Annotated in this window: 16 protein-coding genes; 2 read left to right on the forward strand and 14 right to left on the reverse strand. The window is 44.1% G+C overall.

Annotation, left to right across the window (positions count from 1 at the left end; all coding sequences use genetic code 11):
• Positions 1-160 precede the first annotated feature (160 nt).
• The 3 genes from BM021_RS03700 to BM021_RS03710 form a co-directional block, all read right to left on the reverse strand.
• The gene (locus BM021_RS03700; RefSeq protein WP_090719007.1) at positions 161-1,642 is read right to left on the reverse strand and encodes a hypothetical protein; all 1,482 of its coding nucleotides are present in this window, start codon (positions 1,640-1,642) and stop codon (positions 161-163) included.
• 383 nt (positions 1,643-2,025) lie between these two features.
• Positions 2,026-4,431, reverse strand: a complete 2,406-nt coding sequence (ppsA, locus tag BM021_RS03705; RefSeq protein WP_090719010.1) for a phosphoenolpyruvate synthase — start codon at positions 4,429-4,431, stop codon at positions 2,026-2,028.
• A 60-nt stretch (positions 4,432-4,491) separates the two neighbouring features.
• Entirely contained in the window at positions 4,492-5,487 is a 996-nt protein-coding gene (locus BM021_RS03710) for a zinc-binding dehydrogenase (RefSeq protein ID WP_090719012.1), read from the reverse strand.
• Positions 5,488-5,765: 278 nt separating this feature from the next.
• Here BM021_RS03710 and BM021_RS03715 point away from each other — a divergent pair, with 278 nt between their 5' ends.
• The gene (locus tag BM021_RS03715; RefSeq protein WP_090719014.1) at positions 5,766-6,215 is read left to right on the forward strand and encodes a hypothetical protein; all 450 of its coding nucleotides are present in this window, start codon (positions 5,766-5,768) and stop codon (positions 6,213-6,215) included.
• A 36-nt stretch (positions 6,216-6,251) separates the two neighbouring features.
• On the opposite strand, the gene BM021_RS03720 is transcribed toward BM021_RS03715, so the two are convergent.
• The 3 genes from BM021_RS03720 to BM021_RS03730 form a co-directional block, all read right to left on the reverse strand.
• Positions 6,252-8,099, reverse strand: a complete 1,848-nt coding sequence (locus BM021_RS03720; RefSeq protein WP_256207752.1) for a multicopper oxidase family protein — start codon at positions 8,097-8,099, stop codon at positions 6,252-6,254.
• Between the two features lie 151 nt (positions 8,100-8,250).
• Positions 8,251-8,910, reverse strand: a complete 660-nt coding sequence (locus BM021_RS03725) for an SCO family protein (RefSeq protein ID WP_090719018.1) — start codon at positions 8,908-8,910, stop codon at positions 8,251-8,253.
• Between the two features lie 12 nt (positions 8,911-8,922).
• Entirely contained in the window at positions 8,923-10,785 is a 1,863-nt protein-coding gene (locus BM021_RS03730; RefSeq protein ID WP_090719020.1) for a multicopper oxidase family protein, read from the reverse strand.
• A 682-nt stretch (positions 10,786-11,467) separates the two neighbouring features.
• Between BM021_RS03730 and BM021_RS03740 the strand changes: the two genes are divergently transcribed.
• Entirely contained in the window at positions 11,468-16,432 is a 4,965-nt protein-coding gene (locus BM021_RS03740) for a peroxidase family protein (protein ID WP_090719024.1), read from the forward strand.
• A gap of 239 nt (positions 16,433-16,671) precedes the next feature.
• On the opposite strand, the gene BM021_RS03745 is transcribed toward BM021_RS03740, so the two are convergent.
• The 8 genes from BM021_RS03745 to BM021_RS03785 form a co-directional block, all read right to left on the reverse strand.
• Positions 16,672-17,313, reverse strand: a complete 642-nt coding sequence (locus BM021_RS03745) for a response regulator (protein ID WP_090719025.1) — start codon at positions 17,311-17,313, stop codon at positions 16,672-16,674.
• Positions 17,310-18,470, reverse strand: coding sequence for a histidine kinase (locus BM021_RS03750; RefSeq protein WP_090719027.1), 1,161 nt, complete (start codon positions 18,468-18,470; stop codon positions 17,310-17,312). Before BM021_RS03750 ends, BM021_RS03745 begins: the two co-directional genes overlap by 4 nt.
• Before the next feature lie 730 nt (positions 18,471-19,200).
• Entirely contained in the window at positions 19,201-20,745 is a 1,545-nt protein-coding gene (locus BM021_RS03760; RefSeq protein ID WP_218147807.1) for a transporter, read from the reverse strand.
• Between the two features lie 416 nt (positions 20,746-21,161).
• Positions 21,162-21,611, reverse strand: a complete 450-nt coding sequence (locus tag BM021_RS03765) for a hypothetical protein (RefSeq protein ID WP_090719033.1) — start codon at positions 21,609-21,611, stop codon at positions 21,162-21,164.
• A gap of 72 nt (positions 21,612-21,683) precedes the next feature.
• Entirely contained in the window at positions 21,684-22,379 is a 696-nt protein-coding gene (locus BM021_RS03770) for a C39 family peptidase (RefSeq protein ID WP_177186290.1), read from the reverse strand.
• A gap of 34 nt (positions 22,380-22,413) precedes the next feature.
• On the reverse strand, positions 22,414-22,773 hold the full coding sequence (locus tag BM021_RS03775) for a hypothetical protein (protein WP_090719035.1): 360 nt from the start codon (positions 22,771-22,773) through the stop codon (positions 22,414-22,416).
• Positions 22,774-22,885: 112 nt separating this feature from the next.
• Complete coding sequence (locus BM021_RS03780) at positions 22,886-23,857, reverse strand: hypothetical protein (RefSeq protein WP_090719037.1); 972 nt, start codon at positions 23,855-23,857, stop codon at positions 22,886-22,888.
• Positions 23,858-24,076: 219 nt separating this feature from the next.
• A complete protein-coding gene (locus BM021_RS03785) occupies positions 24,077-24,721 on the reverse strand; it encodes a response regulator (RefSeq protein ID WP_090719039.1) in 645 nt (214 codons plus the stop codon).
• Positions 24,722-24,829 lie beyond the last annotated feature (108 nt).

Consider the following 24,829-nt stretch of genomic DNA (forward strand, 5'->3'; position numbering starts at 1 on the left):
TGCCAGCGTCGTGAATGGAGATTTGTCAGCATCATTGGCTGCGCATCAAATACAAACCCATCGCTTGCTGCTTGACTGATGCCTTACGGGTGGCGGTGGCGATATGATAAACAGGATATTATCTGCAAAGCTTTTTGAGCGAAGTTTCAAAATACCAGAATCACATTCTTTTATACCATCTTCCGTTTTCCACAACCTCATATTCAGCATATTCACCGATTATTAATTCCCAAAGTTTTCTATTCTTTGCTTCAATGAGCGTGTCGTAATCATTTTTTACAAAGAGATAAGTAGGGGGCTTGTTTTTAAATTCAGAATAAAATTCTTCCCATTGATAATCTAAGTAATATTCCAATATCCAACCGTTAGTACTTAATTCAGGCAAATGGGCTGTAAACAAGTACATTCTCGGGTTTCCGCATATAAAAATCGTATCTTCTGCTTTAATCACTTTGGCTATATTTGCTGAATCATTCTTAGCATAATCATAACCATTAAATTTAGAAAGGTTTTTTGAAACAACTCCTTGCCTAAGTGTATTCAGTTGACTGTAAAAAACGATAGGCAGGATGATAACGATTAAGAAATTTTTTGCCAGTTGTGTTTTTAGTTGCATTTTTGGCAACCAATGATACAGAATAAAATCCAGACCTAGTGCAGCGAAAATGCCGATTGGGACATACAATAATTGAAAGTGGTAGGACCACCATGAAGTTTTTTGCATGAGTATCACGAAAAGCCCGATGGCACCCCACGATATGATTAAACTGAAAAAGTGAGATTCTCTTTTGGGAATAAGAAAAACACCAATAGCGGCGAGTAATAGAAACACCATCATTCTTTTGATAAACCATCGGACAGATGAATATAATCTATCCACAACGACTTGATCTTCCAGGCCGATAACGCTCGCGGGTATTTTGAAATAAATATTGAGAACCAGATCTTCGATCTGATGAATAAAAACGTAAGATAAAAAGATTGATACCGGTATGATAAATCCCAGGATTAATGGGAGTATGGGTTTAATAATATATTTCAGGCTCTTGCTTTTTAGGATGAATATAAAATGGATCAGAAGAAAGAAAAAAATTATCGGACTGAAAACTAATTTGCATAATAGAACGATGCCTATGAGGACACCAATTGCCAGATAAGTAACAAACAGTCTATCTTCCGTTTTATAGGCTCTATCTAATAGCCAGACAATAAGAAATAGAGGAAAATTAATCAGTGCTTCTAATTGAGTTAAATGCAGGGGTTGTGCGTTGCAGTAATACACTGCAACGATGAACAGGGGCAGAAGCGCATTAAAATATTCAGCATGAAACAGTGAATATTTTTTTATCAGAGAAAACAATATAATGGAAAAAAGTATCCAATATCCCAATTCGAACAGATGGATATTAATATCACCCCAACCAAAAGTTTTGCCTGCTATTAAATAAAATAAATAAATACCCGGTTGCTTATAGTCAAATAGATCTTTATATAATATCTTGCCCGAATCTAGCATTTGAGCAATCACTACGAATAAGGATTGGTCCCCCCCTAAAACAGTAAAGCTTTTAATTAAGCCTATAATTATTATGATGAGAAGGGTAGTAATAATTGCCAGTCTAGTTCTAATATATTGAATCATTATGTTTATAAGATGTAATTAGATTAAGCAGGAGGTAACTTTTAAGAAATTTTCATTTCAGTGATTTTACACGTGGAAGTCGTGAAGTTAAGATAAAGTTTCATCTGAATCATCAAATTCTTCATTAAATATGATTTTTCTTCTGCAAATTTCCCTGCTTGAATGATACAGGTTATTGAATAAGTTAATGAACCGGATATTAATTTGCGGCAAATCATGCTTGATAATGAGGTTGTGGAAGCTTAGCTAAGCTATTGGATCTCTCCATAATAACTTCCTCCTTAAATCTGAGCATAGTATGAATAAATTGATTTAAATGGCCTAATTCCGAGATCGGCGCTTGGACTAATGTGCACTCGTGCCGACAAGCTATATGGATCGGATCAAGTAATGTGGCCTTCAATTTTATTTTCTTTTGACTGCTCTGCCAGATACAACCACGTTCTCACAACACTATCCGGGTTGAGTGAAAGCGTCTGAATACCTGCATTTACCAGCCAGTTAGCAAGATCAGGGTGGTCGGAGGGGCCTTGTCCGCAAATACCAATATATTTGTTAGCCTGTAAGCAAGCATCAATGGCTTGGCGTAATAAGGCTTTGACAGCAAGGTTGCGTTCGTCAAATGCCTCAGCCACTAAGCCGGAGTCACGATCTATGCCCAAAGTAAGCTGGGTGAGATCATTGGAGCCGATGGAAAAACCATCGAAATACTGTAGAAATTGCTCTGCCAGCAGCGCGTTGGCTGGAATTTCGCACATCATGATCAGGCGCAAGCCATTCTCACCGCGTTTGAGGCCATTTGCAGCCAGCAAATTGACAATCTGCCGGGCTTCTGTCAAGGTTCTGACGAAAGGAATCATGATTTCCACGTTAGTCAGACCCATTTCATTTCGTATTTTTTTAAGTGCCTGACATTCCAGTTCAAAACAATCCTGAAAATTTTGGGAGATATAACGGGATGCGCCACGAAAACCAAGCATCGGATTTTCCTCTTTTGGCTCATAAAGTGAGCCACCGATCAGATTGGCGTATTCATTGGATTTAAAATCTGACAAACGCACGATGACTGGTTTGGGTGCAAATGCGGCGGCGATGGTGGCGATACCTTCGCTGAGCTTAGCGACATAAAACTGCACCGGATCATGATATCCAGCGCATTTTTGCTCAATAGTTTGTTTTAGATCATCTGAAAGATTGGAATAATCGAGAATCGCTTTGGGATGCACGCCAATCATGCGGGCAATGATAAATTCCAGCCGCGCCAAGCCCACGCCGTGATTGGGCAGTTTCTGCAAATCAAATGCCAAGTCTGGATTACCAATGTTCATCGCAATTTTGACCGGCGAAGACGGCATCGACTCGAGCGCAAGCTCAGTGATTTCAATATCCAGCGCACCATCAAAAACGTAACCCTCGTCACCTTCCGCGCAGGATGCGGTGACTATCTGTCCTTCCATTAGTACCTCAGTGGCGTCATTGCAGCCAACTACGGCAGGAATACCCAGTTCACGGGCAACGATGGCAGCGTGGCAAGTGCGTCCACCGCGATTGGTAACAATTGCGGCTGCCCGTTTCATGATCGGCTCCCAATCGGGATCTGTCATATCAGTTACCAGAATGTCGCCCTCTTGTATTTTGGACATTTCCTGAACATTGAGAATCAGCCGAGCTGGGCCACTGCCGATTTTTTGCCCAATTGCGCGGCCAGACACCAGAATTTTCGATTTGTTTTTGAGGTGATAACTTCTCAGCAGTTTGGTATCAATGTGCGATTGCACGGTTTCCGGACGGGCTTGCAGGATATACAACCTGCCGCTGATACCATCTTTTCCCCACTCAATATCCATCGGTTTCTGATAATGCCGTTCAATGATGAGTGCCTGGCGCGCCAGTTCTTCGACCTCCTCATCGCTAATGGCAAAACGATGCTGCTGAGACAGCGGTACAGCACGGGTTTCTACTGTGTGATGCACATCGGGATTTTGCGCATACTGGATTTGCACGCGCTTGGAACCCAGATTGCGTTTGATGATGGCGGATTTTCCCTGGATCAGTGAAGGCTTATAAACATAGAATTCATCCGGGTTGACGATGCCTTGTACGATTGCTTCGCCCAATCCATAAGAAGCTGTGATCAGCACTACCTGATCAAAACCGGATTCCGTATCCAGCGTGAAAATGACCCCTGAAGCACCGACATCACTGCGGACCATATGCTGAATCCCGACAGATAAAGCCACATCGGCATGCACAAAACCTTTATGCACCCGGTAAGCGATGGCACGATCGCTATACAGCGAAGTAAAGACGTGTTTGACGGCTGTTAATAAATTTTTTGACCCACAAATATTCAGCAGTGTTTCCTGCTGTCCGGCAAACGATGCATCGGCGAGATCTTCTGCCGTGGCCGATGATCGTACCGCGACGGAAACTTCACCATTACCGGCATCTAGCTGCATTTTTTCGTAGGCGTGGATGATTTCATCCTGCAGACGAGCAGGTAGTGGTGCTTCCATCATCCAGTTACGGATCTCACGACTGGTTTGGGCAAGCGCCGCAACATTTTGGATATCCAGTATCGAGAGGGCATGTGCGATGCGTTGATCTAAACCATTCAGTGCGAGAAAATCGCGAAACGCACGGGCTGTCGTGGCAAATCCGTTGGGCACACTGACGCCGACTGCAGATAATTGACTGATCATTTCACCCAATGATGCATTTTTGCCACCAACGCGATCAACATCCGTCGCGCGTAATTGGTCAAGCCAAAGAATATAATCTGAGCTCATTTTCTACCTGCTTATGAACAACTATTTATTGTTTAAGTATGCGCATTACTGCGCAAATTATCAGTGTGGCGTGAGGACGACTTTTCCTATCGGGTGATTTTGTTCAAGAAAACTTTGTGCCTCTGCAGCTTCTGCCAACTCAAAAGTGCGTGCAATTTCGATGACTAATTCGTTTTCATCGAATAATGCGGCACATCGCCGTAATATTTCAGTTTGGTGTAATTTTGCATCTTCCAGTTCCATCAGAACAGGCGTCAACATCATTTCAAGGCTAAATCGCACATTCCGCATGCGTGCCTCACTCCAGTGAGTATCAGGTACAGGTTGCAGTATTGTTACTACATCACCATAAGGCTTAACACAACTGAAACAGCTTTGTAATACATCCGCACCGACCGTATCGAACGCGATATCCACACCTCTGCCAGTCCACTGAGACACTTCTGTGGCGACATCTTGAGTCTGGTAATTGATGACTTTATCTGCACCCAAGCGTTTCACAAAATATGCCTTTTCTTCATTACTTACGGTTGTGATCACTCTGGCACCGGCCAGTTTTGCCAATTGAATAGCTGCATGACCTACACCGCCTGCGCCTGCGTGGATTAATATCGTTTGACCGCTGGCAATACGTGCTCGATCGTGCAAGGCTTCCCATGCTGTAATAAGAACCAGAGGAGCTGCAGCAGCCTGCTCAAAAGATAAAGATTGGGGTTTCAATGCCAGCAAGTTTGCGTCTACCAGCACAAATTCAGCGTAAGTACCTTGACGGCTATTAAAGCCTGGCTGGGAAAAATATACTTCATCTCCAGGCTTGAAATTCTGCACATGATGGCCAACAGCTTCTACAATGCCGGCACCATCACATCCAGGTATTACAGGAGAAGTCACCGGAAAACGCTCGGGTGCAGTTCGAAGCTTGATATCAATCGGATTAATACCGATAGCTTTGATACGCACCAGAACCTGATGATCATCACATTGACTGAGAACTTCGATATCGCCGTATTGCAAGACACTGGCTGGTCCGCCTTTTTTAAAATATACTGCTTTCATAGTCAACTCCAAATTATTTTCCTGATACCTAAAATTTTAATCTGTTTCCGGCTAATTCTTAGTCAGTTGCGACATAAAATATTTGCTGAGAAATACTTCTTTAAATAATGTTATTGTATTTCCAGCGAGATATTGGTGAAGATAATGCTGCTAATAAGACATTGCAGGATAAGATCGTGCTTATCATCGCTCTTGTTTGCAGAGAGTGGTTTCAGTAAAAATGAACCTTAGTCAAGATTTCAAATCGAATAATTCATTTATTCCGGGTTTACCATGTCATGTACCTCGATAAAATTTATACGCTGCAAACAGGGGTTAGCCTTAAAATTTCAACGGCTGCTTTACAAAAACTGATTGCAAATGCCATCAATCAACGATTATTGTCCGAATTGGAAAACATTCGCTGCATAGCAGATTTATATGCTTATCTATCAGTTGTTGTCTATGAAGGTGCCGAGGATTTAATCAAGAGACGGCATCGCTGGATCAATCATAAAATCAGAAAGGCGTTACTCACTAAGCAACCGGTTGCTTTTAATACTTTTTGTAAGCTTTTCTGGCGCAATCTCGATGAAGAGGATCCGGATGGTGATGAATGGCAGCAATTGATCGCAAGTGATCAGTTTTACTCTCAATTGACTACTCTACTCAATAAATTGCGTATCACTGAACGCAATTTGCAGCAATACAAGACAACACTGCCGGATTTGAATTTAGAGTCAGCATAAATAAGAAGCTATTGCCAAGGGCAATAGCTTCCATTTTCAATCTTCCCCAACGTCAAAACGCACCATCATAGCGTGGTCTTCGTGGATCGTATTGTGGCAGTGCATCACATATTTTCCAACAAAATCCCGGAATCGTATAAATACTCTCATGCGTGAGTTAGGCCCCAGTACGAAGACATCCTTGCGTCCTCTCTCGTGCGCTGGTACGGGTACTTCGTTTCCACTCACAAACTTGTTGAGGATAATTCCCTCTTCCAAATGAATATGGATAGGATGACTCCAACCACCGGATGAATTGATCAAATCCCAGATTTCCGCGCTGCCTTTAGTGATGGTGACGCGTGCAGTATTGGGATTCATGAAGCGATCATTGATTGCCCACATACCGTTTTTGCGTGTGAATGACCAGCGTCTAACGCGTGCTGCTGCGATTTCAGCTGCAGTTGGTCTGCGCAGCGGGCGCAAGAAACTCGGTACCCGGCTGACATCTGGTTCAGAAGGCTCGCGATCGACAATGAACTTGAGCACGCGCTTGCCTGGTGCTTTAACATCATCGGGTCCACGTGTATCATCCTGCTCTAGCCGGTTGACGAGATAAAGTTCCGTTCCCAATGCATATTGGGAGAAGTCCACTACAATGTCAGCTCGCTCAGCCACGGCTAGCCTGATCCTGGTTTGATTGAGTAATGGTCTGCGCAAGAAATTGCCGTCATTGGCGATGTAAGTGAATCGCTGCACCACATTCGCGGCGTTAACCAGATGAAACTGGTAAAACCGGCTTGGTCCCGCATCGAGCAGGCGCAGCCGGTACTTGCGCCGCGCTACCCGCAGCACTGGTTCGATCTTGCCATTGACTACGATTTTGTCACCCAATGTGCCTTCGGAATCAAGTTGGTCGAATATATGGATGCCTTTCGCGTTAAAACGCAGGTCCTTGAATACCAGCGGATAGTCATAGGGATGACTTGGCAGCCGCAAGGCATTCGGGTTGCCATCCTGTTCGTCGCCCGAGTCGAGCTCATCGAACAACAGGTAAAAAGCTGATATTCCGCGAGCCGCATTAGGCGCAGTGAAATCTTGTGTATGGTCGTGATACCACAGCGTGCCGAGGGCCTCGCGACTATCCCCGATACCGCCAAATTCGTCGAGTCCGGCATAGACGTTGAGATAAAGGTGATCTTTGAATCGTCCGGGCGCATCAAGCGTTGGACCTTTTTTTGTCCTGCTGAAAAAGTCACCCGGAAAACCGTCGCTTTCAGAAGCCATGTGCAAATTGTGCAGATGCATGCTGATTTCAGGCGAGCCGAAGCCGGTCAATGCTGTGTTGTTGCTACCATGATCCTCTGGCAACTCGTTATGCAAACGGACGATGATTGGACGCCCGTAGCGGGCGAAGATCGTAGGATTAAGGTGGGGGGCGCCACTTTCAGTACGACCGACGTAGTTCCAGACCAGCTGAGGCGGATAATCCGGATGGAATACATGATCGGTAATCGCTTCAACTTTCAACTCATAAAGATCTGCCTCGCCGGGTTGAAGAACCGGCGCCCCGAAGAATTCATCCCAGCGTTGATGCCTCTCACGTCCACATTCGCCAGCGTCGGTATTCGCATCTCCTTGGGGAGGGGGTAGGGGGCCGGCAAACAGATCCGTCTGTGACAGGGGTTCAATCACTGCCGGTAGCTCTTCTTGCCACGGCGTGGTTGGCGGGCTGGGCGGTAGGCTTGGAACAAGTACTTGTGCGCCACTTTTGCGTGAGGTCAGGATTGCTGGCGCAGCCAAAACCGTAGCGCCCGTTGTTTTAAGGAAGGATCGCCTCGATTGGTTGGATGGAGAATCAGAGGAGCTGTCCTGTGTAGAATCATGTTCCGAATTTTTCATCATTCCTCCTCAGTTTGCATGCTGACTATATGGTTCAGAAAATTCTGAGCAAGCGACTATTTCCCTGCTCAGGTTTTACGTTACGTGAATCATCAACCAGTGCCAATTAGTGATTGGCACTGGTTAGCATCGTAAGAATCTTACTGCAGGCGATCTAAATATGTCTGGTATGCACAGCCCTTGGATCGAGATGATTAATGGTAGCCATGATCTGCTGCGGTTCGGACAATGCTGGTGCCATGCTCCAGCGATTCAGTGCGTCGTTACCGATGCGTACCATGCCAGTGTGATTTTCTTTCACATTATCAATGTTCTCGTCACGATCAAAGAAACCAAGCCGGTAGCGCACTAACTTGATATCCTCCGGTGCGCCTGTCAGAAATTTCCAACTCGACTGTATGCCGTGACGTTCTGCATATTGCCGGAGTACTTCTGGCGTATCCAGTTCGGGCTGCAAGGTAATCGAATACATAAAAACATCGCGTCCTACACGTTCACCCAACATATTTTGCACCTGTACCAGGTTGGCTGTCGCTATCGGACAAATGCCAGCACATTGTGCATATATCATATTGATAGCAACCACTTTATCGCGAATCAAGTCGTCATAAAATCGAACAGCTTTTCCTTCATGCGTATATAGCGCAACGTTAGGAAAGGGGGTGTTACCTTCTGCTGCGGTTCTGTTTTGATTGGTATGAGGTATGTTATTGCCAAGTTTCTGCCAGGCACTGTTTAATCCGATCATACCTAAGGCGGTTAAACCCATACCGGCCAATATTTCTCTACGCGTAATTGCTTTTTTTTCGTTCATGATCAGCTCCTTTTACACAATGTCCCAACGCACCATCATGGCGTGGTCTTCGTGAATTAAATTGTGGCAATGCATGACATATTTCCCATGAAAATCGCGAAAGCGAATAAATAATCGTATGCTTTCATTGGGCCCCAGTACGAATATATCCTTGCGGCCTTTCTCGTGCGCGCGAACGGGCACTTCAACTCCACTCTTGAATCTTTTGAGGATAATGCCCTCTTCAAAGTGAATGTGCACAGGATGGCTCCAGCCGCCAGATGGATTGTGCAGTTCCCATATTTCTGAGCTGCCTATCGCGATGTGAGCGCGTACGGAGTTGACATTCATAAACCGATCATTAATGGACCACATGCCATTCTTGCGTGCAAATGTCCACTTTCTTACCGGTGCTGCCGCGATTTCAGCCGTAGTGGGTCTGCGCAGCGAGCGTAAAGTGCTCGGCACTTGGCTGACATCCGGCTCAAGAGGATCGCGATCAACAATGAATTTAAGCACGCGTGTACCCGGTGACCGAACACCTTCTGGTCCACGTGTTTCGATTTGATGTAACCGGTTGACGAGATAAAGCTCTGTTCCCAACGGATATTGAGAGAAATCAACGACGATATCAGCGCGCTCAGCCACGGCCAATCTAATTCTCGTCTGATTGAGCAGCGGTCTGCGCAGGAGATTGCCATCATTGGCGATATATGTGAATGGCTGTGAGCTATTTGCGGCGTTCATTAGGTGAAACTGATAAAACCGGGAAGGTCCTGCATTTAGCAAGCGCAATCGATACTTGCGGCGAGCAACCCGCAGCACCGGTTCAATTTTTCCATTGACAACGATCTTGTCACCCAGGGTGCCCTCTGAATCAAGCTGATCGAATATATGAATGCCGCCTGCATCGAAGCGTTTATCTTGAAATAGCAGCGGATAATCATATGGATGGCTAGGCAACCTCAGGGCGGCCGGGTTGGGATCATGCTCATCACCAGAATCGATGTTGTCGAACAGCAGGTAAAAAGCTGCCATGCCGCGGCTTGCATTCGCTGAGGTGAAATCCAGAGTATGATCGTGATACCACAGCGTACCGAGCGCTTCACGCTTATCTCCACCAACAGGGTTACCTGGACCTTTTGGAAACTCGTCATATCCGGCGTAGACATTGGGATAGAATTGATCCTTGAACATGCCGGGTGAGGCGAGTGTCGGCCCGGATTTGACCGGGCTGAAATAATCACCCGGAAAACCGTCACTCTCAGAAGGCGTATGCAGGTTATGCAAGTGCACGCTGATTTCGGGCGAGCCGAAGCCGGTATGATTTTGTGGCAATTCATTATGCAAACGTAAGATAACTGGCCGCCCATAGCGTGCGAAGATCGTAGGATTGGGGTGATGATCGTCGTTTTCAGTATGACCTATGTAGTTCCAGGTAAGCTGAGGCGGATAATCCGGATGGAATACGTGATCGGTAATTGCTTTAGCCTTCAATTCATAGGTATCTGCCTGATCCGGCTGTAGAACTGGATTACCAAAGAATTCATCCCAACGCTGGTGTTTGGCGCGTCCGCATTCGCCTTGAGCGGTATTTGCTTCACCTTGAGGTATAAGCAAGGAGTCTGCCAAGAGATCTGTCTGTTTCAGAGGTTCAATCGCCTCAGGCAATTCTTCCAGCCAAGGTGTAGTTGGTGGGCTTGGTGGCAATATTGGATCATCAGTAACTTGAGCGTTGCTTTTGCGCGAAGTAAGAATGGCTGGTGCGGCCAGAATCGCGGCACCAGTCGTTTTAAAAAAAGCGCGTCTTGATTCGCTGGGTGGAGAATCAGGCGTATTATCCTGTAGAGCGTCAAGAGTGCTGCTTTGCGTAAAATTATCTTCCGTGTGGTTCATGAAACTCTCCTTACACTTTTAAAAGTTGGTCGCCGGTCTAGGCGACGTTACTCGATCCGCTCGTTTGATTTAAGGGGGTTCTTCATTGCTCTGGTAGATGCAATCACCCATGTATATGAGCATGCTAGGACTGTCAGATTATTAAAAGAATAAGCAAGAGTCTTATTTTTATCTAAGTATTTACTTAGTAGTGTATTGATTCTGATTCTCATCAATGATGAGTTTGTTTAAGTTAATTTATATTCAATAAGTTATTTTTGCTGGTGAGAGAAAAATGCACTAAATCGCGCATTAGAAGTATGCCAGTTCGCTCAATAAAAAGAGGAATGTTGCCTTGGTTTTTTGTACTTCTAATTTTCTATGGCGATTTTCAATAAAGGCAGTGTATCCCTAAAGTTCATATTTATTGGCACCCTCTTTGGGGCAGCACACAGTGGGACTAAACATCTAAGTAAATACTTAGATAAAAACAAGCATTTTGCTTATTTCCTTATTAGATGAGTATGAGTAACCATAGCATGCCTGCCGAGGCGTGTATGGCTCTGTGGCTCTGTATGAATTTTATTAATAAGTTACTGAAAATAAATAATAATTATCGATTCAGGAATATAATTAAATCATTACTGCTGCGGTTGATCGATAAAAAGCATTTTAAAATTAAAAATTGCGAGGGGAAAATAAAATGGCAAATCTCAGTAGGAGCGATCTTGATTTTTTAATTCAGCAAGTTGTTATTGCTGAACAAGACTCTGTAGCTCAAAAGAATGGAAATTTTACTGCACTACCGGGACTGGTGGGCAGTGCACTGTTGCCGGATGGTTTGCGTAACGTTGACGGTTCATACAACAACCTGTTACCAGGTCACCGATTTTTTGGCGCTGCAGATCAAGTTTTTCCGCGCCTTTTAAAGCCGGTATTTCGTGATGCAGATCGGGTCGTGTTCGACGTGGATGGACCGAGCGGTCAATCAGTAGGTGACCCTACATCTTATGCGCAGACAAGTGGTGCTGTATTTGATTCGCAGCCCCGCACCATCAGCAACTTAATTGTTGATCAGACTGACAACAATCCTGCTGCCATTGCCGCAGCGGCACAAACTGACGGATCGGTTGCAGATGTTGACGGAAAAGGTACTTTCTTTATTCCAAATGTTACTCCTGATGCAGGTTTGTCTGCGCCGTATAACGCGTGGTTTACATTTTTTGGTCAGTTCTTTGACCACGGTCTGGATCTGGTAAACAAGGGCGGCAGTGGAACGATATTTGTACCATTGAAACCCGATGATCCACTGGTTACCCATGGTCCCAATGGTATTGCCGGTGATGGTGATGAAGTGCAATCACAGAATGCCTTTATGCCCCTGACCCGAGCAACTAATCTGCCTGGTCCAAACGGTATCTTGGGTGATTCCGATGACATTCATGAGCATGTCAACCAGACGACCCCTTTTGTCGATCAAAACCAGACTTATACATCGCATCCTTCGCATCAGGTTTTTCTGCGCGAATATGCACTCAATGGAGCCGGTGACCCGGTTTCGACGGGCAGGCTGCTTGATGGTTCTGGTGGTCGTGGCGGGCTTGCCACCTGGTCTGACATCAAGCTGCAGGCAAAAAATTTGCTGGGTATCAATTTGACTGATGCCGATGTAACCAATCTGCCGCAGATCAAGACGGATAGCTATGGCAAATTTACCCCGGGGCCTAATGGCTTTCCGCAGCTTGTGCTGAATGGAGGTGGCACTCTCGAAGGTAATCCTGCGGCTCCGGTTAATATTCCTGGCAATGTGGTTCGCACGGGTCACGCTTTTCTGGATGACATCGCGCATGCGGCAGTACCACGCAATCTGAACGGAACTATGAAACAGCCTGATTCCGATAGCGGAGTTGGGCTTTCAGAATCAATCGCTTATGACGATGAATTACTCGACAGACACTTTGCCACTGGGGATGGTCGTGGCAACGAAAACATCGGCTTGACCACAGTGCATACCGTTTTCCACGCCGAGCACAATCGTACTGTCGATTTTATCAAAGACTTGGTTGACAGCAGTAGTGACAATGCATTCAAAGCGCAATGGCATTTATCGGGTGGTGCGTGGGATGGTGAACGCCTGTTTCAGGCAGCGCGCTTTGCTACTGAAATGCAATACCAGCATCTGGTATTTGAAGAATTCGCGCGCAAGGTACAACCCAATGTGGACGTTTTTGTTGGCTATAACAGCACGATTAATCCGGCCATCATGGCCGAATTTGCCCATGTGGTTTATCGTTTTGGCCACTCGCTGTTAACCGAAACGGTAGCAAGAACGGATATGAACCCAGCGACGGGTAAACTTACTCCCAATGACGTTAGCTTGATTCAGGCATTTCTGAATCCAGTTGAATTTGGTGCTGGTTACGCTAATAACCTTGAGGCCGCTGCGGCTGTGGTACGGGGCACCACCAAACAAGTCGGCAATGAACTCGACGAGTTTGTGACCGATGCTTTGCGTAATAATCTTCTTGGATTGCCGCTCGATCTGCCCACGATCAACTTGACCCGTGGCCGCGATACCGGTATTCCGCCGCTTAACGAAGCACGCCGCATGTTTTATGAAGATACCGGGCAGCACGCTTCTTTGCAGCCGTATGAGAGTTGGGCTGATTTCGGACAGAATCTTAGGCATCCCGAGTCGTTAACCAATTTTATCGCCGCCTACGGCACACACCCCAGCATTACTAGTGAAACTACGTTTGCTGGCAAGCGTGCTGCAGCGCAGGCTCTCGTAGATCAGGCAGAAAATGACAATAATAGTAATGGTGCAGTTGATTTCATTAACAGTACCGGCGGTGTTACAGCTGGATCATCAGGATTGAATGCTGTTGATTTCTGGATTGGTGGTCTGGCTGAGAAGCAAGCGCCATTTGGCGGATTATTGGGTTCTACTTTTAATTTTGTTTTCGAAACCCAGATGGAAAAACTGCAAGATGGTGACCGCTTCTATTATCTGGCGCGTACAGCTGGCCTGGATTTCCTCACACAATTGGAAGAGAATTCGTTTGCCGAAATGGTGATGCTGAATCTTCCAGGTGTGAAGCATCTGCCTTTCGACATTTTCTCAACACCGGCTTATATTTTTGAAGTGGGAAACCTGGGTGATAGTGGTCCGATTAAGGACGACCCGGATACGCTGGACGTTAATGAAGCGACGCTGAGAAATCACTTGGGAAAACTCGCTCTGGTTCGCGATACGACGTTGGGCCCGAATACCATTCGCTATACGGGGGACCAGCATGTGGTGATGGGCGGCACTAACGATGTGAACAGGATACGTGCCAGCGAGGGGGACGATACCATTTGGGGTGATGGCGGCAATGACCGTCTGGAAGGCGGCGCCGGCAATGATTCGATCAATGGTGGTGACGGCAACGACATCATTACTGATTCCTTTGGTGATGACAACGTTAAAGGAGGTGAGGGTCACGATGTCATCAACGGTGGCCCAGGTGTTAATCTGCTTCTGGGCGGTGGGGGAAGCGATTTCATTGTGACTGGTTCTGATATCTCTGAGGTTTTCGGCGGTCCGGGGAATGATTTTATCTTTGGCAACACGCCGAACGAAGTCATGATGGGCAATGAAGGTGATGACTGGATTGAAACCGGAACCGCTGATGGTGCGCCGGGCGACAACTTTGATCCTTTTAATCGCGATCCAATTCGTGGTAATGACGTTTTCCTCGGCAATGGCGGGATCGATGAATTTCTTGGTGAGGGTGGTGATGACCTCATGAACGGTAAGGCTGGCTTTGACAAAAATGATGGAAGTAGCGGTTTTGACTGGGTCTTCAACAAGGGTAGCATTGTTGCTGCCAATGTTGATTTAGCAAAGCCTATTCCTCAAGATGACAGAGTTCCTCCCGATCTTCTCGACCGTTATGACTTTGTTGAGGCTGCATCGGGATGGAATCTTGATGATGTCGTGCGGGGCGACAGCCGTACCAACCTCGAACTGGAATTTGTCGATCCGCTTACGGGGCAGAACAATGCGCTGGATAACGTTAATAATCCGGCCAGTGGTGGTCATAGCGCTGCCGACAGGATTGCGCTGATCGACGGGCTGAGTACCTTACTGGGCGGAGCAACCACATTCAGTGCGGGTAACATTTTGCTAGGCGGTGCCGGCAGCGATCTCATTGAGGGCCGTGGTGGCGATGACATTATCGACGGTGATGCCTGGCTTAACGTACGAATTAGTGTTCGGGATGCCAATGATAGCAGTATTGAAATTGCATCCTTTGAGAACATGACTGGCTCATTAAGAACTGCAATGCAGTCAGGAACTTATCGACCAGATCAACTGAGAATTGTTCGTGAGATTGTGACTGCCCCTGCTGGCAACGATATCGATACGGCTGTGTTCCGGGATGTTTATGCCAATTATGTCGTGACTTTCGGTTCCGATGGCACAATCTTTGTTGATCATGTCAATCCAGGCAATGGAGGAGGAGGCATTGACGATGGTTCCGACACAGTTCGCAATGTAGAACGGTTACAGTTTGCTGATAGAACCCTTATTGTTGGTGGCGGTAATACGGTAGGTACACCTGGTGACGATAATTTAGTCGGTACAGACGGCGATGACGAACTGAGCGGTTTTGCAGGCAATGACAAGCTGGATGGCTTGGGTGGTGTGGATACGCTGATTGGTGGTCCAGATAACGACACTTATGTGGTTGACACCACTACAGATATCCTTACCGAACTTGCCGGCGAAGGGATTGATACTGTCGAAAGCTCCGTGACATTCAAGTTGGGCAGCACTTCCAATCTTGAGAATCTGACGCTCACGGGTACGGCTGCTATTAATGGTACGGGTAATGCTGCAGATAACATCCTGATTGGTAATAGTAACAATAATGTACTGACCAGTAATGCTGGCAACGACACACTGATGGGGGGTGACGGTAACGATAAGCTGTCTGGTGGCGCTGGCAACGATACACTGACAGGCGGTAACGGCAATGATAGGCTGGTAGGTGGTACTGGAGATGATAGTATGGATGGCGGAGCGGACAATGACAGCTATGTGATTGACAGCGCCACTGACACGATTACCGAGTTGCCTGGCGGAGGTACTGACACAGTCGAAAGTTCAATATCATTCATGCTTGATGCTACTTCCAATCTTGAAAATCTTAAGCTCACAGGTACGGCTCTAATCGATGGCACTGGCAATGATGAAAATAACGTTCTGACTGGTAATGGTAAAAACAATGTACTATCGGGCGGTGGTGGCGATGATGATTTGTTAGGTAAATCCGGTGCTGATACTTTAACGGGTGGCGCCGGAGCGGATGATTTTATTTATACCTTGACTAATCATTCCACCCCCGGCGCAACTGGCCGGGATACCATCACAGACTTTACGAGTGGAATTGATCACATCGATCTCAGTGCAATTGATGCTGATACAGGTGTAGCAGGTGATCAAGCTTTTACCTTTATTGGAGAAGCTGTCTTTAGTGCTGCCGGACAAGTACGCTATGTGAGCGCGACAGGGGTATTGCAAGCGAATGTGGGTGGGGCCAATGGTAATGCGGCCGACTTCCAGATTAATCTGACAGGCGCACCCGCATTCGATGCTGTGACAGATTTGATTGTGTAATTCGATGGCGGGAAAGAGTGCAGGCTTTTATTTAAACTGCACTCTTTCTTTTAAGAGTATGCTTTAAGTAATTGATATTCTTTATTCTTAGGGAAACGCTGATTAATTGACTGCACGGGCGAATCGCTTCGTTGCGCGGTACTCGCTTCCTCGTCTATCTGATTTGATTGATATGTCTCGGTTGCTGCGTTCCGTGCGCCTCGCGCTTCATCACGTTCGCCGGATAAATCAGCGTTTCCTTAGATAATATTATGATTAATAGCTAAACGGATGAGTTGAGTGGTGTTCTGTATGTTCAATTTTCGCATTAAATTAAGATAATGAACGCTGACAGTTTTGGGACTGATAGAAATTTTGTCTGCAACTTCGTTATTTGAGTTCCCCTCGACTATCAATTTGACTATTTGAAATTCTCGTTTGGTCAGTAAATCGAAAGGATTCTCATAATTATCTTTCCGAGTTGCATGCATGGCCAGTATAGTAGCCAATTCCGATTCAATATAAATTTTTCCTGAACTTACTTGACGTACTGCATGAATCATTTCTCCGATTCCGCTTTGCTTACTGATAAATCCCCTTGCGCCTGCTTTTAATGCGTGGTGAACCATCGTTATAGTATTCAGCATGCTAAAAATCAGAATACGTGCGGTAGGATCATGGCTCATGAGACGGTGGATGGTTTCAAATCCACAAATGCCTGGCATATTGAGATCAAGAATGGTGATATCAGGCTGGTGCACTTGCCATAATTGGTAACCTGCTTCACCGTCCTCAGCTTCCGCCACTACATTCATATCAGGTGTGCTTTCCAGCAAGCGGCGATAACCCGTGCGTACTACCGGGTGATCATCAATTAATAAAATAGTAATGGGTTCTGTCATCGTTTAGGTTTTATCGGTAATCGAATATTGATTTCTACTCCTTCGTTGGGTGCGCTTCGCACTGCCATACTGCCATCCATCGCAATCACTCGCTCCCGTATACCTACCAATCCTAATCCCATGAATTGTTGATTGATATCGTAGCCCTTGCCATTATCTTCTATTTTGAGAAGCAGGAATTCAATTGCTGAATTCCTAATTGTTTCGCGGCCCAGGCTGACCTGAGCCTGAGTAGCTTCTGAATGTTTGCAAATATTATTAAGACCTTCCTGAATAAGGCGGAATATCGTGATGTTGAGTTGCTCATTAAGCATTGAAAGCTCGCCTTCCAGCTTCAATTCGAAGGCAATATGTGGATAATTTGAACACCATTGTTTCTTGAGCTCCAATAATGCATCGGGTAACCCCAGCGTATCCAACAGTAAAGGACGTAATCGATGCAGCATGTTACGAATTACTAGATGCATTTTTTCAATACATTCTTTAATAGCTTCAACACTGGTGAGAATGGGTAAGTCTTTTTCAGTGTAATTGAGAATAACTTCATTTTCTGCGCGAATAGCAGTAAGCCATTGTCCTAATTCATCGTGCAGCTCACGGGCAAGTATACGCCGCTCCTTTTCCTGGATATGAAATAATTCTTTCATAAGTTTCCTGTTCTCATTCAACAGATTACGATTCAGATTGATCATTCTTTTGAGCTGACTGATATCGGACATCATCATGCGACACATGTTCTTATCACTCGTCACTGTGCTTTCCAGGCGGATAAAACTTAGCGGGTCGTGATTGTCGCCGATTTTCAAGTCAATCGTAGTTTTTCCGGAAGAGTTGAAAACTTCTTTTAGATAGTTGAGAAAAGCTTCATGATCAATATCCATGAAACAAGCTATAAATGGCTTGCCGATGAGAAAAGGACGCGCTTTTCTCAATAAAGCCGCACCAGTTAGGTTAATGGATAGAATATTTCCAGCTTTATCTACGGTCAAGTAACCAACTGGTGCATGATCATAGAGATCTGCATAGCGATTGCGGGATTCTTCTAATTCTAATTGTTGAGTCTGAAGCTGATCGGAGAGTAATTCCATTCTGCTGCGAACTTCATTGTCATCAAATCTTCTGTATTTGTTGCTACGCTGGTCACTAAACTGATTCATATCATCTCCTATTCGAGGTAGCGTAGGACGACCTATTTTTATTATATTTATTAATGCGTTAACTGATACCGTACCTGAATAAATTTATATGTTTCGGTTCAAAGTGCTGAATCAGGAAAATTATATTGGCTATTACGGTGGCGCTTTAAGTCGGATAAATATACTTAATTCAGTTGCAGAAGTATGGATGCTTGCAATTAAAAATATGTTTGCCTTTGGCAGATTGATATCCGCTTTGCCTTGATGAGTCTTTGATTGGAAGAATTTATATTTATTTTTCAATTTGAGAACTCAAAGAATGCTTTTAATTGAAACTGTATATTACGGTATCAAGGAATTAGGAACACGTAAACCCCCGGTTTGCCGATAGGCTCGTAAGTGCTGTCAGTATCATCATTGCTAACCTTGCGATTGAGGTTATGTTAAGACTTTGTATAGATGGGAAAATATGGTTTTTTCGGGAAAAGTGGTAATGGTATTAGAGGCACACTGGAAGTTTATTATTGGTGTGCTCGAAAATTATGAAGTTGTGATGGTTGGAATCATGGATGCGCCTGCTGTGCAGGTCATTATTTACCTAAGACGCTGGTTGGTTAATTGTTGTCGTCCCTTGGAATCAGTTTTATCTAACGGTTGGCTCGCAAGATGCAGTTTAACGATAAAAAAATCTTCCAGGATCAATCACTTCATGTAATGGAATAAATCTTGATTACTATCTTATGCTTGAGAATTAAAAGAGCATGGGCATTCTGAAATTTATCCTTGCATCTTGTGCATCTTCTGTCGTGCCAACCCCCAAGGATAAATTAAAAGTGGTTATTGGGTTGTATCTGAATGAATAACCTACTAGAAGTTGGCCGATATCCAAGCTGCTCCCTCCAATTGTGTTGCCATTGATTACCGAATTAAAAACGTGCCTATGAGAATATCCTATATTAAATGACGCTCGCTCATTAATGGCAAATGCCATGCCAAAAGTTGACCCGACCGAGTCTCCAGGATTTACGTGAATTGGATTACCCTGTACCTTTTCATGAGTACTGGCATTGAATCCATACAGAAGGTTAGCGAAAAAGATTGCTGGATCAGTTGGATAAAGGGCTGTAAGGCTTGGTTGTACACTGAAATAGCCAACCCCGGTAGGTACCTCAGTTGGAAATAATGCGCCAGGAACGCCTTGTACATTTGCGTATTGAATATCGAAGGGACTCTTTCCTGTAGGTGCCGTTGCAGTGAGATTGCCAACAAGGATAGGCATTCCACCAGATCCAGTAGTCAGTTGATAACGGCCAGTAAACTCAATGTCACCAATATTATGTCCAGAAGCATTGAAAGTTTCATCAATACCGGCACCAACACTGATTGGTCGAGAACGTTGCTCGTCAGAACGATAAACATAAGGAACTCTGAGTTCAAGTTCCAATCGATCAGTGACACCAAAACGACCCCCCATGACTCCCATCACTGTGTGACGGTCGACATTTCGGAGATCAATCAGACCAACAGCAATCGCAGGCAGGAATGTAAATGCATCCAGAAATACGCGGTTATTATTAATATAATTATATTCAACAGAAGGTTCAATAACGAATTTTCTTTTCGGTGTTAACACACCGCCTACCGCATCACTCAATCTGGGCATTTCTGGTGGTCTTTGTGGTTCTTTTGATTGAGGGGGTGCCTGGCCAACTGGCTCAGAAGGAAGTTGACTAGGCGATTTTTCTGATTTTTCCTTTTCTTTAGTATTTGCCGCAATGTTTTGATCTTGGGAGTGATCGGTTTTTTTTGGCGAGTCTGAAGATTGGGCGATCGGCCTGGAAGTAGGCTGATTAGGTGCTGGTGGTGCCGCTGTTGGCGCTGCTTTATTATTTATTGCGACACCAGAATTTTGAGGCTGATTTAATTTATTTGACAAATCTGAAGTCTGATCTGTCAAAGAATCAAGTCGCGATTTTAGGCGCTCCAGTTCTTTACCTTGCTCGGCAATTATCTGTCGCTGTCTTTCGAATTCTTTTTGTTGTTCAATAACTAATTGCTTATACTTTTCCAGCAATTCATTCGGATCATTTGTTTCTGCGTAACTTCCACTGCCCACAAACATACAGCCAACCAAAGTCAGGCATTTGAAGACTCGAATAACAACCCGAAGCAATGGTGAATTGGTGTCGCTTGAACATACCTTCATTTGATTATTATCTTCCGTTGAGTGTATTAATGAGCGTTCAATATTACATGCTGAATAGACTTCATACTTTATATGAGAGTTATCGCCCAAAATCTATCTCTATCTGATTAATTCTGTTGTAAGCATAGAGAGCTGTTGTAGATAAGTTACAGAAGATATGCCGCACATTGGGAGTATTAGATTTTTTATTTTATTTGATGTAATGCATTATGAAGTTTCAAACCTCTTCCTTTCAGGAAAAAAAGATTGCCTGAAAGGGAATTTGCTGTATTTTTTGAAAATGTATTGGCCTGATTCAATGTCATTTTTTAATTTATCAATGCCTAATTCTGTATGATTAAACCCGTTATGGATAGCTGAAGCTCGATAGATTAAGAAAGGTCGAAAATTAGATGGCTTTAGAGAAATTTACTTATGTTTATGTATAAGCTTTATCATTTACATGCTGAGATACTCAAAACAATGACTCCTTCTTGTTAAACTGTTCTGATGTTGGATTCCTGATTTTAATAATGTATATTGGGCATAATGATATGATCAGCAAAAATTCTACTGCCATCATTTAAATTAATATTCTGCAAGTTACTTATTTCTAAATTAATCGTATTGATAGTGCTGATAATCTGATTATCCAAATTATTCTGGATCACCGAGGCTAACGCAGAACCACTCAAGTCCGGTGTGATATTTCCATCGCCATTCTGTAACAAGAAGAAGTTATTATCAGGAAATTGAAAGTATGAGGCGAAAGTTTGCACACCATTTAAAGAAACTACTTTTTCTATACTGATATCAATCATTACTCCATTAGGTAATAGAAAGCCGCCTCTTTGCTCTTCCAACTCCCTATCAGTTGCTCTGGGCCAGCTATCAAATGGATCATTGAAATACTTGTGTGAGTTTAAATCCGATAGATCAGTTGCTGATCCCAGAGAGGTAAAACCGAAATTTCCCAATATTATCCATAAGAATGCACTTTTAGTGAATTTTTGATAAATTTTTAGTTTGCATGATCTCACGTTACCCTCTTATCTAAAATCCCAGGGACCTGGTTGCAACATGTTAAATGCGCCTAAACTGGATCTGTCAACGGCAGCACCTAATGGCGCCAGGCGAGCGGCCCATTCGGTTTCATTTTGAAAGTATTTTGCTGCAATTTCTTGTTTACCATGGATTAAGAACAGGATACGACCTTCCCACATTTTTTCAAATAAATCACGTGGTATTATGCTGACGCCTTTTGCTGGATCACCCACGAGGACTTGCCTCTTATTAAGCCCTTTAATAATAATGAAGTGGAGATAGCCATTATCATTAATAATAGTAATAGCAGGGGCATTGACTGCCAGTAGCTGATCTAATCCTACTTTGAACCCATCAGATCGGTACCCTCGGCGTTCCAGATAATTTTTCATATCCAGCAATGAAAAACCCTGTTTCTTAATCTTCTCTTGGTCACCACTCTGAAACATATCGATAAATATGCTTTGTTCATCTATAGTATCTTCATAATGAAAGGTGAGGAGACTGGCCAAAGCTGCTGAACCGCAGCTAAAATCATATTGTTGTTTATAGACTGTTTTGAATTTGCGCTCAGCATAGCTTGTTACAGAAATCTTATAGTTTCCTGCTCCCGCTATACCGTTAAGATTGAGAGAATCAGCATAACTGTTGATTACAGGCATCATCAGTAAAACACAACATGTTGCAAAAAAATGTTTCATGCTGCTTGCTCTCAATCAATCGATAGATAAATTATCAAGGTACGATCGTCACATTTACGATCGTCGAATCCTGGATTATGACGTTATTGCCGGTGTTCTGAATGACTGAGAACATTCCGCTTGCATTGGTAAATGCTCCATTGTCGATAAGATTCATCCCTGTAGCATTGTTATTTGCAGTATTGCCGGTTAAGGTTGCCTGCACATTCATATTATTGATGGTAGTGATATCAAATCCTTCGCGTCCACGCGCTTTCTCTAACTCATCTATCGATGCCTTTTCACTTGAAAGAAAAAGTAAATCGTCAGATTGAGTAGCGCTAGCTAAGCCTGCTTGGCTCGTCAAGGCAAAAACAAAGAGAAACAATATAAAGCCCTTTAGGATCGCACCCATATTATTCTCCTCAATGCGTGCTTACGTTTATCTCTCAGAGTTTGCCGGTGAGAACGATGATGCTTCCCACCGGCAAGTACGGTATCAACTTAAAATAAGTGATAACTCACTATTAGCGGACGTTAACATTGCCTTGGAAAGTCACGCTTTGCTGTGCCAAAGCATTGGCGCCGTGATTCATAACATTTTGATTAATACCGGCAGCACCGTTGAAGGCATTTTGAAGATTGTTGGCCGCTGAGCTAGCAGTATCGCTATTACGCTCACCGCCCCACATTGCTGTTTCTACACCAGCGCCTGTAACTGCACCGCTCAGCTCGGAAGTGTTTACTGCGTAGTTGCTGGTTGCATCACCGCCATTGGCAGCTGCTGAACCTACACCGAAAGCATTCGCACTGCTGTTATCATTGAAGCTGTTGGCAGTATTGGTAGAGTTGTTGGATCTGTCAGAATTGTCAGAATTGTCATTGTGGCTGTTGGCAGTTCTGATAGAACGATCCGAATTGTCGTTGTTGCTGTTACGAGTAGAATTGTCAGAATTGTCGTTGTTGCTGTTACGAGTAGAATTGTCTGAATTATCAGTTCTCCGATTATCTGAATTATCAGAATTGTTCGTATTGTCGGTATTGAAAGAACCCGCTGTACTTGTTCTAGAAGAAAAGTCGTCAGAAGAACGGAAAGAATTGTCCGAATTGTTCGTATTGTCGACAGAAGTACGGGCAGAATTATCAGAATTGTCCGTATTGTCGACAGAAGTACGGGCAGAATTATCAGAATTGTCCGTATTGTCGACAGAAGTACGGGCAGAATTATCAGAATTGTCCGTATTATCGACAGAATTGTCCGATCTATCCGTTGCCGTTGAAAACTCATTTGCATTTACACCTGAACCACTCTGTCTGTTTTCAGCGATAGCTCTTTTATCGACATCAGTATCGACATGAGTAGTGCCCCGATGATTTGATGAGGCTGTAGGGTTGACATCGCGTTCATCGATTCTTGGATTTGCTAAAGCAGTACCTGCTGAGATACCGAAAGCGAGAGTGATAGTTGCAACCATAATTCTTTTATTGAATGAATTCATTTTATTACTCCTTTAAGATTAATAGCTTAACTAACTAACAACTACCTGTTTATTTATGTCTCAACCAGACCAATCAAACTTTTCGGTAAGGTTATATGGATTATGTTCAAATAAAAGAAAAATGAAATAAGCAAATTCTTTAGTTTTATCTAAGGAATTTGCTTATAAATTGATGAGTGAACGTAGGAGTTATATAAACAGTGATGCAGTTTTAGTGAATCATGCTTGAATAACATTATGATTCATTGCTAGACGGATGAGTTGCGCTGTATTCTGTAAATCCAATTTACGCATCAAATTGAGTTGATGAACGCCAACAGTTTTTGAACTGATAGTCAGGATTTCTGCAATTTGTGCACAGGAATGTCCTTCCGCTAGCAGTTTGAATATTTGGAATTCTCGTTTGGTCAGTGTATCTAAAGGGTTCTCAGAAGTTTCTTTGCGTGTCGCATTTATTGCCAGTGCTGAGGCTAACTCAGATTCGATATATATTTTTCCTGAGTTTACTTGACGAACTGCCTGAATCATTTCTCCCATTCCGCTTTGTTTACTAATGAACCCGGTTGCCCCCGCTTTTAGTGAGCTTTGAGCGACGGTTGCATTCTTTAGCATACTAAAGACTAGAATGCGAGCAGCAGGATTTTTAGCTCTGATACGACGAATCGTTTCAAGTCCACCAATACCTGGCATGTTGAGGTCAAGAATTGTAACATCGGGCTGATGCTCTTGGTACAGTTGATAGCCGGTTTCACCATTGTCGGCTTCTGCCACTATGCACATGTTCGGTGTGCTTTCAAGCAAACGGCGATAACCGGTACGTACTACAGGGTGATCATCAATCAATAAGATAGTGATTGGTTTCATTTTAGGCCTTAATCCATGTAGCTCGCAGCTAAGTAAAGCACGATTACAATTAATCGTTTTTTGGTTTATCGATGTCGGGGATCGTCACGCGGCATAGGCTATATCTAT

The organism is Nitrosomonas sp. Nm166, from assembly GCF_900112825.1.
Lineage (GTDB): Bacteria > Pseudomonadota > Gammaproteobacteria > Burkholderiales > Nitrosomonadaceae > Nitrosomonas.